Annotated in this window: 13 protein-coding genes; 11 read left to right on the top strand and 2 right to left on the bottom strand. The window is 70.8% G+C overall.

What is annotated here, in order from left to right; genetic code table 11:
- Positions 1-7: 7 nt before the first annotated feature.
- Positions 8-334 carry a DUF427 domain-containing protein gene (locus tag ACKTSN_RS14620; protein ID WP_409469527.1) on the bottom strand — a complete coding sequence of 109 codons (327 nt, stop codon included), beginning with the start codon at positions 332-334 and terminating at the stop codon, positions 8-10.
- Between the two features lie 132 nt (positions 335-466).
- On the opposite strand from ACKTSN_RS14620, the gene ACKTSN_RS14615 reads away from it, so the two are divergent.
- The 8 genes from ACKTSN_RS14615 (at position 467) to gatB (ending at position 10,677) form a co-directional block, all read left to right on the top strand.
- On the top strand, positions 467-1,156 hold the full coding sequence (locus ACKTSN_RS14615; RefSeq protein ID WP_409469526.1) for an SDR family oxidoreductase: 690 nt from the start codon (positions 467-469) through the stop codon (positions 1,154-1,156).
- A gap of 226 nt (positions 1,157-1,382) precedes the next feature.
- A complete protein-coding gene (locus ACKTSN_RS14610; RefSeq protein WP_409474831.1) occupies positions 1,383-2,339 on the top strand; it encodes a methionine synthase in 957 nt (318 codons plus the stop codon).
- 15 nt (positions 2,340-2,354) lie between these two features.
- Positions 2,355-4,550, top strand: coding sequence for an NAD-dependent DNA ligase LigA (ligA, locus tag ACKTSN_RS14605; RefSeq protein WP_409469525.1), 2,196 nt, complete (start codon positions 2,355-2,357; stop codon positions 4,548-4,550).
- Between the two features lie 203 nt (positions 4,551-4,753).
- Entirely contained in the window at positions 4,754-7,000 is a 2,247-nt protein-coding gene (locus ACKTSN_RS14600; RefSeq protein WP_409469524.1) for a putative bifunctional diguanylate cyclase/phosphodiesterase, read from the top strand.
- A 115-nt stretch (positions 7,001-7,115) separates the two neighbouring features.
- Positions 7,116-7,412, top strand: a complete 297-nt coding sequence (gene gatC, locus ACKTSN_RS14595; RefSeq protein ID WP_004925108.1) for an Asp-tRNA(Asn)/Glu-tRNA(Gln) amidotransferase subunit GatC — start codon at positions 7,116-7,118, stop codon at positions 7,410-7,412.
- Positions 7,413-7,417: 5 nt separating this feature from the next.
- Positions 7,418-8,911 (top strand): Asp-tRNA(Asn)/Glu-tRNA(Gln) amidotransferase subunit GatA, encoded by a 1,494-nt coding sequence (gene gatA / locus ACKTSN_RS14590; RefSeq protein WP_409469523.1) that lies wholly within the window; start codon positions 7,418-7,420, stop codon positions 8,909-8,911.
- Complete coding sequence (locus ACKTSN_RS14585; RefSeq protein WP_129800444.1) at positions 8,908-9,147, top strand: hypothetical protein; 240 nt, start codon at positions 8,908-8,910, stop codon at positions 9,145-9,147. The genes gatA and ACKTSN_RS14585 overlap by 4 nt, the downstream gene beginning before the upstream one ends.
- A gap of 15 nt (positions 9,148-9,162) precedes the next feature.
- Positions 9,163-10,677: an Asp-tRNA(Asn)/Glu-tRNA(Gln) amidotransferase subunit GatB gene (gatB, locus tag ACKTSN_RS14580; protein ID WP_409469522.1), complete on the top strand. Its 1,515-nt coding sequence runs from the start codon at positions 9,163-9,165 to the stop codon at positions 10,675-10,677.
- A gap of 59 nt (positions 10,678-10,736) precedes the next feature.
- On the opposite strand, the gene ACKTSN_RS14575 is transcribed toward gatB, so the two are convergent.
- The gene (locus tag ACKTSN_RS14575; RefSeq protein ID WP_409469521.1) at positions 10,737-11,537 is read right to left on the bottom strand and encodes an SAM-dependent methyltransferase; all 801 of its coding nucleotides are present in this window, start codon (positions 11,535-11,537) and stop codon (positions 10,737-10,739) included.
- Between the two features lie 187 nt (positions 11,538-11,724).
- Between ACKTSN_RS14575 and ACKTSN_RS14570 the strand changes: the two genes are divergently transcribed.
- The 3 genes from ACKTSN_RS14570 to ACKTSN_RS14560 all read left to right on the top strand — a co-directional run bounded on the left by ACKTSN_RS14570 (position 11,725) and on the right by ACKTSN_RS14560 (position 15,078).
- A complete protein-coding gene (locus ACKTSN_RS14570) occupies positions 11,725-12,039 on the top strand; it encodes a hypothetical protein (protein ID WP_409469520.1) in 315 nt (104 codons plus the stop codon).
- A gap of 194 nt (positions 12,040-12,233) precedes the next feature.
- Complete coding sequence (locus ACKTSN_RS14565) at positions 12,234-14,528, top strand: MMPL family transporter (protein ID WP_409469519.1); 2,295 nt, start codon at positions 12,234-12,236, stop codon at positions 14,526-14,528.
- Positions 14,506-15,078 (top strand): GNAT family N-acetyltransferase, encoded by a 573-nt coding sequence (locus ACKTSN_RS14560; protein WP_409469518.1) that lies wholly within the window; start codon positions 14,506-14,508, stop codon positions 15,076-15,078. Before ACKTSN_RS14565 ends, ACKTSN_RS14560 begins: the two co-directional genes overlap by 23 nt.
- Positions 15,079-15,108: the final 30 nt, after the last annotated feature.

Here is a 15,108-nt window from a genome sequence, read left to right as displayed (position 1 = left end):
TCATCGGTTACGACACTTCTTCTACGTCGTAGAAGCAGAGGTGGTCCTTGATCTCGGCCACGCCCGGCTTCGGGTCCGGGTAGGCCCAGACGAGGTCGGCCGCCCCCGGCAGCGACCAGTAGGAAGCGGTGCCCTTGAACGGGCAGTGGGTGTGGGTCTCGGAGGGCGTGAGCAGATCGAGCCGGACGTCCTCCGGCGGCAGGTAGTACCGCACGGGGGAGCCCGTCTCCCGCAGGATCAGCGGCCGGTCGCTCTCCGCCAGCACCTGCCCGTCGTGGACGGCCCGTACCCGCTGCGTGCCCTGCTCGATGGTGATCGTGTGTCCTTGGGTCATACCGGAGAAAGCGTTCGCCGGCGCCCGGTTCTTCCCGCGTACGGTGGCCCCGTGCCAGGTGGGGGCGCGTCGGCGTACCTCGGGGCGGGCCGGGGCGTTCAGTGACGTGCGAGTGATGCGAGCATGGCGGACATGGCTACACATGTGATCACCGGGGCGGGCTCCGGCATCGGAGCGGCCGTGGCCCGCCGGCTGCACGCGCGCGGGGACGAGATCGTGCTGCACGCGCGTGACGCCGGCCGTGCGAAGGAACTGGCCGCCGAGTTCCCCGGGGCGAGGACCCTCGTGGGTGACCTGTCCGAGCCCGACAGGCTGAGCTGGGCGCTCTCCCACCAGACGCTGCCCGACCGGGTGGACTCCCTGCTCCACATCGCCGGTGTGGTCGACCTGGGCCCGGTCGGCGACCTGACCCCGAAGACCTGGCGCCACCAGCTCAACGTCAACCTCGTCGCCCCCGCCGAACTCACCCGCCTCTTCCTGCCCCAACTGCGCGCCGCCCGCGGCCATGTGCTGTTCGTCAACTCCGGCGCCGGCCTCAACGCACACGCCGGCTGGTCGGCGTACGCGGCCTCGAAGCACGGCCTCAAGGCGCTGGCCGACTCCCTGCGTCACGAGGAGCACGCGAACGGCGTCCGGGTCACCTCCGTCTACCCGGGCCGTACGGCGAGCCCCATGCAGGCCAAGGTCCACCAGCAGGAGGGCAAGGACTACGACCCCTCGAGGTGGATCGACCCCGAGTCGGTGGCGACGACGATCGTGATGGCGCTGGACCTGCCGAGGGATGCGGAGGTCAATGATCTGACGGTGCGGCCGGGGTGGTAACGGCATGGTGAGGCGCCGGCGGACACAAGTCAGCCCGTCCGGCGCTTGAGGACGAGGCCGTTCAGGCCGAAGGGGGCTGGGGGCGCAGCCCCCAGGGACGGGACGGGCGGGGGCGGCGGGGGCGAGAAACCGAGGCCCGCAGCCGCACACCGGCCCCAACGCCATACGTAGGCTTCACCCCGTGAACGAAAACTTCAGCTTCGGCGCGGCCACGGGCGTCGGCTCCATGCCCGGCGGGGACGCGCGCGAGGCCGCCAAGACCGTCACCGGATCCTTCGAGGACTTCCCGTTCCTGCCCGAGCTGCCCGCCCGGGGGCCCGGCGCCGACATGATCGGGCGGACCGCCGGGATGCTCGTCGAGCTGTACGCGCGCGTGGAGCCCAGCGGCTGGCGGATCGGGGACCGGCCGGGACGGGACACCAAGCGCGCCTGGTCGTGGCTCGGCGAGGACCTGGACGCGCTGGAGGAGTTCACGCAGGGCTACGAGGGCCCGCTGAAGGTGCAGGCCGTCGGCCCGTGGACCCTCGCGGCCGCCCTGGAGCTGAGGAACGGCGAGGCCGCCCTCTCCGACCTCGGCGCCTGTCGCGACCTCGCCGCCTCCCTCACCGAGGGACTCCGGCTCCACCTCGCGGAGGTCCAGCGGCGCGTACCCGGCGCCCGGCTCGTCCTCCAGCTGGACGAGCCGTCCCTGACCGCCGTCCTGCGCGGCCGGGTGAAGAGCGCCAGCGGCTACCGCACCCACCGGGCCGTCGACCGGCAGATCGTCGAGGCCACGCTCCGGGACGTCGTCGGCGTGCACGACGGCGGTCCGGTCGTGATCCACTCCTGCGCACCGGACGTCCCGTTCGCCCTGCTGCGCCGAGCCGGAGCGAAGGCCGTCTCCTTCGACCTCTCGCTCCTCACCGAACGTGACGACGAGGCGATCGGCGAAGCCGTGGAAGGGGGTACCCGGCTGTTCGCAGGCGTCGTGCCCAGCACGGACGGCCGATTGTCAGACCCTGCCGGTAGCGTCATGGGTGTTCGGACGCTCTGGCGCAGGCTGGGGCTGCAACCGGGTCTGCTGGCGACGGCAGTCACGGTCACGCCGACGTGCGGTCTCGCGGGCGCTTCCCCCGAGTACGCGCGTCAGGCCCTCGCGCACTGCGTCCGGGCGGCGAGATCCCTCGCGGACAACCCTGAGTAACGGGAGGACAACACGGTGGCCGGCGACAAGCAAGCGGAGTCCACAGCGGTACCCGCCGAGGCACGGGAGCGGCATGCGCAGCTCGCCGAGCAGGTCGAGGAGCACCGCTTCCGGTACTACGTGAAGGACGCCCCCGTCATCAGCGACGCGGAGTTCGACCAGCTCCTGCGCACCCTGGAGGAGCTGGAGGAGCAGTATCCGGAGCTGCGCACCCCGGACTCGCCGACCCAGAAGGTGGCCGGGTCGTACGAGACGGAGTTCACGGCGGTCCAGCACCGCCAGCGCATGCTCTCCCTCGACAACACCTTCAACGACGAGGACCTCGCCGCCTGGGCCGAGCGCATCGCCAGAGAACTCGGCAGCCAGGAGTACCACTTCCTGTGCGAGCTCAAGGTCGACGGCCTCGCCGTCAACCTCACCTACGAACACGGCCGCCTCACCCGCGCGGCGACCCGTGGCGACGGCCGCACCGGCGAGGACATCACGCCCAATGTCCGGACGATCGCGGAGATCCCGGACCGGCTGAAGGGTGACCGCGTCCCGGACCTCGTGGAGATCCGCGGCGAGGTCTACTTCCCGATGGAGAAGTTCGAGGAGCTCAACGCCCGCCTGGTGGTGGCCGGCGACAAACCCTTCGCCAACCCGCGCAACGCGGCGGCCGGTTCCCTGCGCCAGAAGGACCCCCGCGTCACCGCCACCCGCCCGCTGCACATGGTCGTCCACGGCATCGGCGAGCTCAAGGGCTTCGACGGCATGACCCGCCTCTCCCAGGCCTACGACCTGCTGAAGTCCTGGGGTCTGCCCACCGCGCGGCACAACAGGGTGGTCGAGGACATCGACGGCGTACGGGAGTTCATCGCCTACTTCGGCGAGAACCGGCATTCCGTGGAGCACGAGATCGACGGAGTCGTGGTCAAGCTCGACGAGATCCGCCTCCAGGGCCGCCTCGGGGCCACGGCCCGTGCGCCGCGCTGGGCGATCGCGTACAAGTACGCGCCGGAGGAGGTCAACACCAAGCTCGTCAACATCCGCGTGGGCGTGGGCCGCACCGGCCGGGTCACGCCGTACGCCCAGGTCGAGCCGGTGACGGTGGCCGGCTCGGAGGTCGAGTTCGCCACCCTGCACAACCAGGACGTGGTCAAGGCCAAGGGCGTCCTCATCGGCGACACGGTGGTGCTGCGCAAGGCCGGTGACGTCATTCCGGAGATCCTCGGCCCGGTCGTCGACCTGCGCGACGGCACGGAGCGCGAGTTCGTGATGCCGTCCGAGTGCCCCGAGTGCGGTACGGCGCTCAGGCCGATGAAGGAGGGCGACGTCGACCTGCGCTGCCCGAACTCCCGTACGTGCCCTGCACAGTTGCGTGAGCGTCTGTTCTATCTGGCGGGCCGCAAGGCGCTGGACATCGAGCACTTCGGCTATGTCGCCGCGGCCGCCCTCACCAAGCCGCTGGAGCCCGAGGAACCGCCGCTGAAGGACGAGGGCGACCTCTTCGACCTCACCGTTGAGCAGCTGCTGCCCATCAAGGCGTACGTCCTCGACCAGGACAGCGGCCTGCCCAAGCGCGACCCGAAAACCGGCGAGGAGAAGATCGCCACCGTCTTCGCCAACCAGCAGGGCGAGCCCAAGAAGAACGCCCTCGCCATGCTGGAGAACATCGCCGCCGCCAAACAGCGCCCGCTCGCCCGCATCATCACCGGCCTGTCGATCCGTCATGTCGGCCCGGTCGCCGCCGAGGCGCTGGCCCGCGAGTTCCGTTCGATCGACCGTATCGAGCAGGCGAGCGAGGAGGAGCTGGCGAACACCGAGGGGGTCGGCTCGATCATCGCCGCCTCGCTCAAGGAGTGGTTCGCCGAGGAGTGGCACCAGGAGATCATCCGCAAGTGGCGGGCCGCCGGTGTCCGTATGGAGGAGGAGAGCACCGGCGAGGAGGAGGGACCCCGTCCGCTCGAAGGTCTCACCGTCGTCGTCACCGGCACGCTGGAGCACTTCACGCGGGACGGCGCAAAGGAGGCGCTGCAGAGCCGAGGAGCCAAGGTGACCGGTTCGGTTTCGAAGAAGACCTCGTTCGTCGTTGTGGGTGACAACCCCGGATCGAAATACGACAAGGCGATGCAGCTCAAGGTGCCGGTTCTGAACGAAGACGGCTTCAACGTCCTGCTGGAACAAGGGCCTGATGCCGCGTCGGAGGTCGCGCTCCCCGCCACCGAGTAGCGGTTGAAGAACACCCGATCGGCGCATACCAGATGCATACGGGCGGGCGGGGTGCATTCGGGCAATCGTCGACGACCGCTGCCCGTGGAAGCCCTCTGCGGCCTACTGTTGAGGTGTGCACCTGCCGTGCCCGCGGTGCCGTTGAGGGATGTCGGGCATCGGGCCGCGGGGCGTGGGCACCGCCGGCTGTGAGAGGGACGGGAATGGAACCGACCGAGAGCGCCGCCCCGTACTCACGGCTGCGCCGGGTGGCCGACGCCTGGCGAGGGGGACTTTGGACGGCTTGGCGTGCGGACGCGCAGGCGTCGGACCGCGCCGCCGACCGGCCCACCGCGGCGGACGGGTACGACTCCGCCCTCACCGCCGGACTGCCCGGCGCCGACGCCGAGCGGCACCCCCACCTGTCCTGGCCGGCGCTGCCCGCGGCCGTCGTCGCGGCGGCCGGGTTCGCCCTCGGCGCCGGGTTCCTGCGGGCGTTCACCGGCCACCACGCGCTCTTCCCGTCCGGCACGGCCGGCTGGTCGCTGGCCGTGCTGACCGGCGTCATCGTCGGCCACCTGGTCGCGCTCGGCCGCGCCCGCTGGTGGGGCGGCACCGGCTCCGGCGCCGCCCTCACCCTCGCCGTGCTGCTGCTGTACGGCTGGGTGCCGGCGGGGATGGTCAGCCTGACCGTCGTCGTGCTGGTCGGCATAGCCCGGCGCCACCGCTGGCGGCAGGGCGTCCTGCACGGCGCGGTGGACATCCTCGGCATCAGCGCCGGCGCCCTCGTGCTGGCCGCCTTCGGACGCGTACCGTCCGTCGAGAACCCGTGGAACCCCGACACCTGGACCGTCTACACCGCCCCCGAGGTGGTCCTGGTCGCGACCGCCTACCTCGCGGTCTCCCGCACGCTGCTGTGGTACCTGCACGCGCCCCGCACCGGCGGACTGCCCACCATCGCCCGCACCGCCCTGGTCAGACAGGGCCTGGTCGCGGTCGCCCTGCTCGGCATCGCACCGCTGGTCTGTGTGGTCGTCGTCGCCAAGCCGATCCTGCTGCCGCTGTTCGCCATCCCGCTCATCGCGCTCGACTCCACGCTGTGGATGGCCCGCGCCCGGGCGGAGGAGCAACTGCGCGATCCGCTCACCGGGTTGCCCAACCGGCAGTGGCTCCTGGAGCGTATCTGGACCGCACTGGACGACGCCGAGCGCATCGACGCCCGCGCCGCCCTGATGTTGATCGACCTCGACCGCTTCCGATCGGTCAATGACACCCTCGGGCATCTGGCCGGTGACCGGCTGCTGCTGCAGACCGCCGACCGGCTGCGGCTGGCCCTGCCACGCGGGGCGGAGGCCGCGCGGCTCGGCGGTGACGAGTTCGCCGTCTTACTGCCGGTCGCCGACTCCACGACGTCCGCCACCCGGATCGCCCGCGGCCTCGTCGCCGCGCTCAGCTCCCCGCTCGACCTCGACGGCCTCACCCTCGTGCTGGAGGCCAGCGCCGGGGTCGCGGTCTTCCCCGACCACGCTCTCGACGCCGAAGGCCTGCTGCGCCGCGCGGACGTGGCGATGTACCAGGCGAAACGGGACCGTACGGGCGTGGAGGTCTACGAGTCCAAGCGGGACTCGAACACCCCGGACCGCCTCGGCCTCCTCGCCGACCTGCGCCGCGCGCTGGACGCGCACGAGGTCGAGCTGCACTACCAGCCCAAGGTCCGTTTCGACGGACAGGTGGCCGGGCTCGAGGCCCTGGTCCGGTGGGTGCACCCGGAGCGCGGGAAGGTGCCGCCGGACGAGTTCATCGCGATCGCCGAGTCGTCGGGGCTGATGCCGCATCTGACGGAGTACGTGCTGGAGACGGCGCTCGGACAGGTGGCCAAGTGGCGGGCGCAGGGGCTGTTCGTGCCGGTCGCGGTGAACGTCTCCCCACGCGACGTCCACACCCCCGGCTTCGCGGGCTCGGTCGCCGCCCGTCTCGCCCGGCACGGCGTCCCGGCGGGAGCGCTCCAACTGGAGATAACCGAGCACGTCCTGCTGGAGGACCCGCAGCGCGCCGCCGACACCCTCGCCGGGCTCACCGGACACGGCGTGAAGATGTCCCTGGACGACTTCGGCACGGGCTACTCCTCCCTCGTCCACCTCAAACGGCTGCCGGTGAGCGAGCTGAAGATCGACCGCTCGTTCGTGGCCCGGCTGGCGGTCGACGCGGAGGACGCGGAGATCGTGCGGTGCACCGTCGATCTCGCGCATTCCCTGGGGTTGCTCGTGGTCGCCGAGGGGGTCGAGGACGACGAGACCTGGGAGCGGCTGCGCGACCTGCGCTGCGACGCCGTACAGGGATGGCTCGTCGCCGCGGCGATGCCCGCCGAGGAGACCACGGCATGGCTGCGCGCCCGCGGCTCCCGCGGCTGGCAACGCCCGGCGGCCGCCCTCCCCGCCGCCACGGTGGACGATCCGGGCCGGGTCAGCTAGGGGCGGGGCGCCTGCCGCTCCGTGACCGGGCCCGGGGAAACCGTTTAACGGTCTGCCGCCCCCGCCCCATAGGATTGGGCTCAAACCACACACACTCACCCCAGAGGATCGCTGCATGCCTGGCATCACGCGCGAGGAGGTCGCCCACCTCGCCCGGCTGGCGCGTCTGGAGCTGAAGCCCGAAGAGCTCGACCACTTCGCAGGCCAGCTGGACGACATCATCGGCGCGGTGGCCCGCGTCAGCGAGGTCGCCGACCAAGACGTACCGCCGACCTCGCACCCGCTCCCGCTGACGAACGTCATGCGCCCGGACGAGGTCCGCCCGTCGCTCACCCCCGAGCAGGCGCTCTCCGGCGCCCCGGCCCAGGAGCAGCAGCGTTTCAAGGTGCCGCAGATCCTGGGGGAGGAGTAATCCGCATGACGGACATCATCAAGCTCACCGCCGCGGAGACCGCCGCGAAGATCGCCTCCGGCGAGCTCACGGCCGTCGAGGTCACCGAGGCCCACCTCGCCCGCATCGAGGCCGTCGACGAGAAGGTGCACGCCTTCCTGCACATCGACCGCGAAGGCGCCCTCGCCCAGGCGCGGGCCGTCGACGAGAAGCGGGAGCGCGGCGAGAAGCTCGGCCCGCTGGCCGGCGTGCCGCTCGCGCTGAAGGACATCTTCACCACCGAGGGCGTCCCCACCACCGTCGGCTCCAAGATCCTTGAGGGGTGGATTCCGCCGTACGACGCCACCCTCACCAAGAAGCTGAAGGCCGCTGACGTCGTCATCCTCGGCAAGACCAACATGGACGAGTTCGCCATGGGGTCGTCGACCGAGAACAGTGCCTTCGGGCCGACCGGCAACCCGTGGGACCTCACCCGTATCCCCGGCGGCTCCGGCGGTGGCTCGTCCGCCGCGCTCGCCTCGTTCCAGGCCCCGCTCGCCATCGGCACCGACACCGGCGGCTCCATCCGCCAGCCGGCCGCAGTCACCGGCACGGTCGGTGTGAAGCCGACGTACGGGGCTGTGTCCCGCTACGGCATGGTGGCGTTCTCGTCCTCCCTCGACCAGGGCGGGCCCTGCGCCCGTACGGTCCTGGACGCGGCGCTGCTGCACGAGGTGATCGCCGGGCACGACCCGCTCGACTCCACCTCCATCGACGCCCCGGTCCCGCCGGTCGTCGAGGCCGCCCGCAACGGCAGCGTCGAGGGCATGCGGGTCGGCGTCGTCAAGCAGTTCCGCGGCGAGGGCTACCAGGCCGGCGTCATCCAGCGCTTCGACGAGTCCGTGGTGCTGCTGAAGGAGCTGGGCGCGGAGATCGTCGAGCTGGACTGCCCGTCGTTCGACCTGGCCCTGTCGGCGTACTACCTGATCGCGCCGTCCGAGTGCTCGAGCAACCTCGCCCGCTTCGACGGCCTGCGCTACGGCCTGCGCGTCGGCGACGACGGCAGCCACTCGGCCGAGGAGGTCACCTCCCTGACCCGCGAGGCCGGCTTCGGCGCCGAGGTCAAGCGCCGCGTCATGCTCGGCACGTACGCCCTGTCGAGCGGCTACTACGACGCGTACTACGGCAGCGCCCAGAAGGTCCGTACGCTCATCAAGCAGGACTTCGAGCGAGCGTTCGAGCAGGTCGACGTGATCGTCTCCCCGACGACCCCGACCACCGCCTTCCCGATCGGCGAGCGCGCCGACGACCCGATGGCGATGTACCTCGCCGACCTGTGCACCATCCCGACCAACCTGGCGGGCAACGCGGCCATGTCCCTGCCCTGCGGTCTCGCCCCGGAGGACAACCTCCCGGTCGGCCTGCAGATCATCGCCCCGGCGATGCAGGACGACCGCCTTTACAAGGTGGGCGCCGCCGTCGAGGCCGCCTTCGTGGAAAAGTGGGGGCACCCGCTCCTGGAGGAGGCTCCGTCGCTGTGAGTGCACTGACCAAGGCCAAGGGCTTCAAGAAGTCCAAGTCCGGTACGTACCTGTCCATGGCCGCCACCGCGTTCGGCGCGTTCGGCGTCGCCAAGCGGCTGAAGAAGGCCCGCGCCGAGAAGGACACACTGGTCCTGATCGACGCCACCGTGTCCGCCGCCGCGATCGTCACCGGCCTCGCCATCCTCTACCGCGAGCTGAAGCGGCTGGGCGACGACGACGTCCTGCTGGGCTGAGAGGGAAGTTTCACCGTGACCACCACGACCGACCTGGTGTCGTACGAGGACGCGCTGGCGTCGTACGACCCCGTCATGGGCCTCGAGGTCCATGTCGAACTCGGCACCAAGACCAAGATGTTCTGCGGCTGTTCGACCGCGCTGGGCGCCGAGCCGAACACACAGACCTGCCCCACCTGCCTCGGCATGCCCGGCTCGCTCCCGGTCATGAACAGGACCGGCGTCGAGTCCGCCATCAAGATCGGTCTCGCGTTGAACTGCGAGATCGCCGAGTGGTGCCGCTTCGCCCGGAAGAACTACTTCTATCCGGACATGCCGAAGAACTTCCAGACCTCCCAGTACGACGAGCCGATCGCCTTCAACGGCTACCTCGACGTGCAGCTGGAGGACGGCGCGACCTTCCGCGTGGAGATCGAGCGCGCCCACATGGAGGAGGACACCGGCAAGTCCACCCACGTGGGCGGCGCGACGGGCCGTATCCACGGCGCCCAGCACTCGCTGCTGGACTACAACCGCGCCGGCATCCCGCTCATCGAGATCGTCACCAAGCCGATCGTCGGCGCGGGCGAGCGTGCGCCGGAGGTCGCCAAGGCGTACGTCCGTGAGCTGCGCGAACTCATCCGCGCGCTCGGCGTCTCCGAGGCCCGTATGGAAATGGGCCAGATGCGCTGCGACGTCAACCTGTCGCTGATGCCCAAGGGCGCCGACAAGTTCGGCACCCGCAGCGAGACGAAGAACGTCAACTCGCTGCGCTCCGTGGAGCGTGCGGTGCGCTTCGAGATCCAGCGCCACGCGGCCGTGCTCGGCGACGGCGGCACGGTGATCCAGGAGACCCGCCACTTCCACGAGGACACCGGGTCCACCACCTCGGGCCGTGTGAAGGAAGAGGCCGAGGACTACCGGTACTTCCCCGAGCCCGACCTGGTCCCGGTGGCCCCCTCCCGCGAGTGGGTCGAGGAACTGCGGGCCTTGCTCCCGGAGCTGCCGCTGGTCCGGCGCAACCGGCTCCGCGAGGAGTGGGGCATCTCCGCCACCGACATGCAGGCGATCCTCAACGCCGGTGCCCTCGACCCGATCGTCGCCACGATCGAGGCCGGCGCCGACGCCGCGGCTGCCCGCAAGTGGTGGATGGGCGAACTGGCCCGCAGCGCCAACGAGTCGGGCAAGGCCCTCGACGAACTGGCCATCACACCGCAGCAGGTGGCCCGCGTCACCGAGCTGGTGGCCTCCGGTGACCTGAACGACAAGCTGGCCCGTCAGGTCATCGAAGGCGTCCTCGCGGGCGAAGGCACCCCGGACGAGGTCGTCGACAAGCGCGGTCTGAAGGTCGTCTCCGACGAGGGCGCGCTCGGTGCGGCGGTCGACGAGGCCATCGCCGGCAACCCGGCCGTCGCGGACAAGATCCGTGGCGGCAAGGTGGCCGCGGCCGGCGCCCTGGTCGGCGCGGTCATGAAGGCCACACGCGGTCAGGCGGACGCGGCCCGCGTCAAGGAGCTGATCCTTGAGAAGCTGGGCGTCAGCGAGGGCTGACGATCGGCAGGGCCCGCAGGGGGATGCATCGACCTGGATGCATCCCCCTCGGCATGTGCTCAGAGACGGCGCCCCACGACCCGTACGAAGCCCAGGGCGCGGCCCTGGTCGACGCGCAGCATCTCGGCGCACTGGCCGGCCATCCTGACGTGGAAGTCGTCCGTGCTGTGCTCCGCCACGACCTCGCACCACAGCAGCCAGTCGCGCCAGCCGTCGGTGAGCCAGTCGGCAGCCTCGACCTCCACGGCCCCGCTGCGGGTCCAGTGGCGCCGCCACCAGGCGGCCGAGTGGAAGCACCAGAAGTCCGGCTCCCAGAACCGCTGCAGCTGCTCCGGCGGCGCGGTGCCGTCGATCTCCTCGCGCAGCGCCGGTACGACGACACCGATCCGCCCGCCGGGCTTCAGCAGCCGGGTCAGCGTCGGCAGGTAAAGATCGTTCGTGCCGAAGTACTGGTACGCGTCGATGGAGACGATCGCGTCGAAGCTTCCCTCGCCGAACGGCAGGTCGTGCGCCTCGGCGAACACGGGCAGCACCCGATCGGCGACGCCCGCCTCGGCGATGCGCGGGGCGTTCTCGTCGGGCTTGACCCACAGGTCGGCGGCGGTGACCTGGACGTCGTACTCCCTGGCGAGGAACACGGACGTCATGGCCCGGCCGCAGCCGAGGTCGAGGACGCGCGCACCGGGGCGCAGCTCCGCCAGGCCGAGCGCGGGGGCCAGCCACTCCAGCAGCCACAGCGCGTGCGGGCCCATCTGGTTCTCGATGGTCCAGCGGGCGTCGTAGCGGCTGCTGCGCGGATAGCGGGTGTGGGTCAGCCGCCTAGTGAGGTCGTCGGTCGTGCTCGATGTGATGTCGGACATCGGTGAACGGGCTCCTTGAGTCCTGGGAAGAGGAACGGGATGCGTAGGAGCTCGGTCGGACCGTCAAACAATGCACCTGCTTCGGTCGGCGGCGATGTGCCGGGAACGACGGACGGCCGGGACGCTAGCAGCCGGGATACCTCCCCGCATCCGGTTTTTGCGGCGGTACGCGCTACGCTCGCGCGCCATGAGTGGACGCGCTGATTCCGAAACGCCTTCCGAGGCGGCCGAGGTGGAGGACGCCGGCGACCCGGCGCAGGAGGCGCGGCGGGCCCGCTGGGCGGCGGCGGGCACCGGGGCGTTGCTGGCCCTCGTGGGGCTGGCCGCGTCGGTGCTCCGTGTCACGGACGCGGCGCCGGTGCTCGTCCCGGCCGCGTACGCCGTCGGGGCCGGCGTGTGCGCGCTGGCGGCGCTCCTCGGGTCGCGGGGGCGCACCCGGCGGGCGTTGTGGCTGTTGGTCGGCGGGGTGATGGTGATGGCGCTGGGGGACCAGTTCGACTGACGGGCGACAGACTTCGCCCGATTGTCCTGTCAGGTGTCTCCCACCCCTGTGAATAACCACACTAAACGACCAAACGATCAGTTCTGACTGCAAGAGTGGCGGTGCATTGCTCTTGCGTTCTTTGCGGGCTGTTCAGTTCATGGACGACTGTTCCCGGTCAAAGATCCACACATCGTCACTCCGGGAGCTCGTTCGTGGCAGCCCTTGCGCGTTGGTGTGTTCGGCACCGCCTGGTCACCGTTCTGCTCTGGCTCGTCGCCTTCGGCGGGGTGACCGCGGCCGCCGCCGCCACCGGCACGGCGTACTCGAACGACTACAAGGTTCCCGGCACCGAGTCGGGCCGGGCCGACGAGCTGCTGCAGGAGAACTTCCCGGACCTCGGCGGTGCGAGCGGCACGGTCGTCTGGCACACCCAGTCCGGCACCGTGCGCGCCGCCGATGTCGAACAGACGATGACCCGCACCCTGAACGACATCGCGGAACTGCCCGGCGTGGCCTCCGTGGTGAGCCCCTACGACGGCCAGGGCACGGGCCGGATCAGCGCGGACGGACGTACTGCCTACGCCGCCGTCGCCTTCGACGACCAGGCCCAGGACGTCAAGGAGTCCGAGGCGCAGGCCGTCGTGGACACCGCCAAGGCGGCTCAGACCGACGGACTCCAGGTGGAGCTGGGCGGGACCGCCATCGGCCTCACCGACTCCTCCGGCGGTCACCTCGCCGAGGTCGTCGGCGTGGTCGTCGCCGCGGTCGTGCTGTTCCTCGCCTTCGGTTCGCTCGCCGCCTCCCTGCTGCCCATCGCCACCGCGCTGGTCGGCGTCGGCACCGCGTACGCCGGGATCGCGCTGCTCGGACACGTCATGACCGTCGCCGACTTCGCGCCCATGCTCGGCATGCTGATCGGACTCGGCGTCGGTATCGACTACGCGCTGTTCATCGTCACGCGGCACCGGCGCGGACTGAAACGCGGCCTGAGCGTCACCGAGGCGGTCACGGGCGCCGTGGCCACCACAGGACGCGCCGTCGTGTTCGCGGGTGCCACCGTTTGCATAGCCCTGCTGGGCATGCTGATCCTCCGCCTCGGCTTCCTCAACGGCGTCGCCGTCGCGGCGTCGCTGACCGTGGTCCTCACCGTCGCGGCCTCCGTGACCCTGCTCCCGGCCCTGCTGTCCCTCATCGGGATGCGCGCGCTCAGCCGCCGCGAGCGACGCCGGCTGGCCGAGCACGGACCCGAGCCCGAACTGCCCACCGGGTTCGCCGCCCGCTGGTCCGCCTTCGTCGAACGGCACCCCAAGAAGCTCGGCGCCCTCGCGCTCGGCGTCATCACCCTGCTCGCCCTGCCCACCCTCTCCCTCCACCTGGGCACCTCCGACCAGGGCAACAACCCCGAATCAACGACCACCCGGCAGGCGTACGACCTCCTGGCTGGGGGCACCTCCCGCTCGAGCGCAGCCGAGAGTGGGGGAGGCTTCGGACCCGGCGTCAACGGCCCCCTCACCCTGGTCACCGAGGTGTACGGCGCCGAGGACCGGCTCGCCCTGGACAACCTCGACAGCACCCTGCGCGGCACCCAGGGCGTCGCCTCCGCGACACCGGTGACGTACGGCACCGGCGGAAACACCGCGTACCTCACCGTCGTACCGGAGTCCGCCCCGCAGTCGCAGAGCACCAGCGACCTCGTGGACCGGCTGCGCACCGAGGTGCTGCCACGTGCCGAGACGGGCACCTCCCTCGACGTGCACGTCGGCGGTGTCACGGCCGGCTACGACGACTTCGCCGACGTCATCGTCGGGAAACTGCCGCTGTTCGTCGGCGTCGTCATAGGCCTTGGCTGTCTGCTGCTCCTGCTCGCCTTCCGGTCCGTCGTCATACCGCTGAAGGCCGCCGCGATGAACATCGCCGCCGTCGCCGCCTCGTTCGGCGTGGTCGTCGCGATCTTCCAGTGGGGCTGGGGCAGCGAACTGCTCGGCCTCGGCCGCGCGGGCCCCATCGAACCCTTCCTGCCCGTGATCATGGTGTCGGTGCTCTTCGGGCTCTCCATGGACTACCAGGTCTTCCTGGTCAGCCGGATGTACGAGGAGTGGCTCGAGACCGGCGACAACCGGCGCGCCGTCCGCATCGGCCTCGCCGAGACCAGCCGCGTGATCAACTCCGCCGCGGTCATCATGATCTCGGTCTTCCTCGCCTTCGTCCTCAGCGGCGACCGCGTCATCGCGATGTTCGGCATCGCGCTCGCCGCCGCCGTCGCCCTCGACGCCTTCGTCCTGCGCACGCTCCTCGTCCCCGCGCTGATGCACCTGCTCGGCGGCGCCAACTGGTGGCTGCCGCGCCGGCTCGACCGGTGGCTGCCGCGAATCAGCATCGAGCCGCCGGAAAGCCGCGCCGAGCAGGAAAACCTCCCGGATGCCGCTGCCGAGCGTGAGAAGCTCACGGACGTCGTAGAGGTACTGGAGAAGGAGCGGCAGCCGGATGTACGCGATACCTCTGGGTGACGAAGCCGAACTGCGGCCCCTGGAGCCCTGGCACGCCGAGGAGTTCCTCGCCCACCTCGACCGCGGGCGGGACTTCATCACCCGGCACATCCCGTTCGGCGCGAACGCCATCGACCTCGACTCCGCGCGGGCCATCCTCCAGTCGTACGCCGACAAGCGCGCCGCGGACAGCGGCTCCCTGCACGGACTGTGGCTGGACGGAAAACTCGTCGGCGGCGTCCTCTTCCGCGTCTTCGACGCCGCGACCGGCGTCTGCGAGATCGGCTGCTGGCTGGAGCCCGCCGGGACCGGCAGGGGACTGGTCACGCGCGCGTCCCGCGTCCTCATCGACTGGGCGTTCGACGAGCGCGGTATGCATCGCGTGGAATGGCACGCGGCGTCCGGCAACACGGCCAGCATCAACGTCGCCCGAAGGCTCGGCATGACCCGGGAGGGCGTGCTCCGCGAGAGCTACCCCTGGCGGGGCGTACGCCAGGACTACGAGATCTGGGCCGTGCTCGCCCCCGAGTGGCCTGAAGCACGCGCGCGTACCGCTCACAGCGATCATTAAGAGACCTCTCAGACTCCGTCCGTACGGTGC

The organism is Streptomyces flavusporus, assembly GCF_046267975.1.
GTDB classification, from domain to species: domain Bacteria; phylum Actinomycetota; class Actinomycetes; order Streptomycetales; family Streptomycetaceae; genus Streptomyces; species Streptomyces flavusporus.
Note: the sequence above shows the minus strand (reverse complement) of the source record. Positions and strands in the feature narration are given on the sequence as shown.

Excerpts from the sequence above, each read along its gene's own strand:
- ACKTSN_RS14560 (WP_409469518.1), top strand. The coding sequence starts at position 14,506 with ATGTACGCGATACCTCTGGGTGACGAAGCCGAACTGCGGCCCCTGGAG.
- ACKTSN_RS14610 (WP_409474831.1), top strand. The coding sequence starts at position 1,383 with ATGCCCGGCGGGGACGCGCGCGAGGCCGCCAAGACCGTCACCGGATCC.
- ACKTSN_RS14570 (WP_409469520.1), top strand. The coding sequence starts at position 11,725 with ATGAGTGGACGCGCTGATTCCGAAACGCCTTCCGAGGCGGCCGAGGTG.
- gatC (WP_004925108.1), top strand. The coding sequence starts at position 7,116 with ATGCCTGGCATCACGCGCGAGGAGGTCGCCCACCTCGCCCGGCTGGCG.
- ACKTSN_RS14575 (WP_409469521.1), bottom strand. The coding sequence starts at position 11,537 with ATGTCCGACATCACATCGAGCACGACCGACGACCTCACTAGGCGGCTG.
- ACKTSN_RS14600 (WP_409469524.1), top strand. The coding sequence starts at position 4,754 with ATGGAACCGACCGAGAGCGCCGCCCCGTACTCACGGCTGCGCCGGGTG.
- gatA (WP_409469523.1), top strand. The coding sequence starts at position 7,418 with ATGACGGACATCATCAAGCTCACCGCCGCGGAGACCGCCGCGAAGATC.
- ACKTSN_RS14615 (WP_409469526.1), top strand. The coding sequence starts at position 467 with ATGGCTACACATGTGATCACCGGGGCGGGCTCCGGCATCGGAGCGGCC.
- ACKTSN_RS14620 (WP_409469527.1), bottom strand. The coding sequence starts at position 334 with ATGACCCAAGGACACACGATCACCATCGAGCAGGGCACGCAGCGGGTA.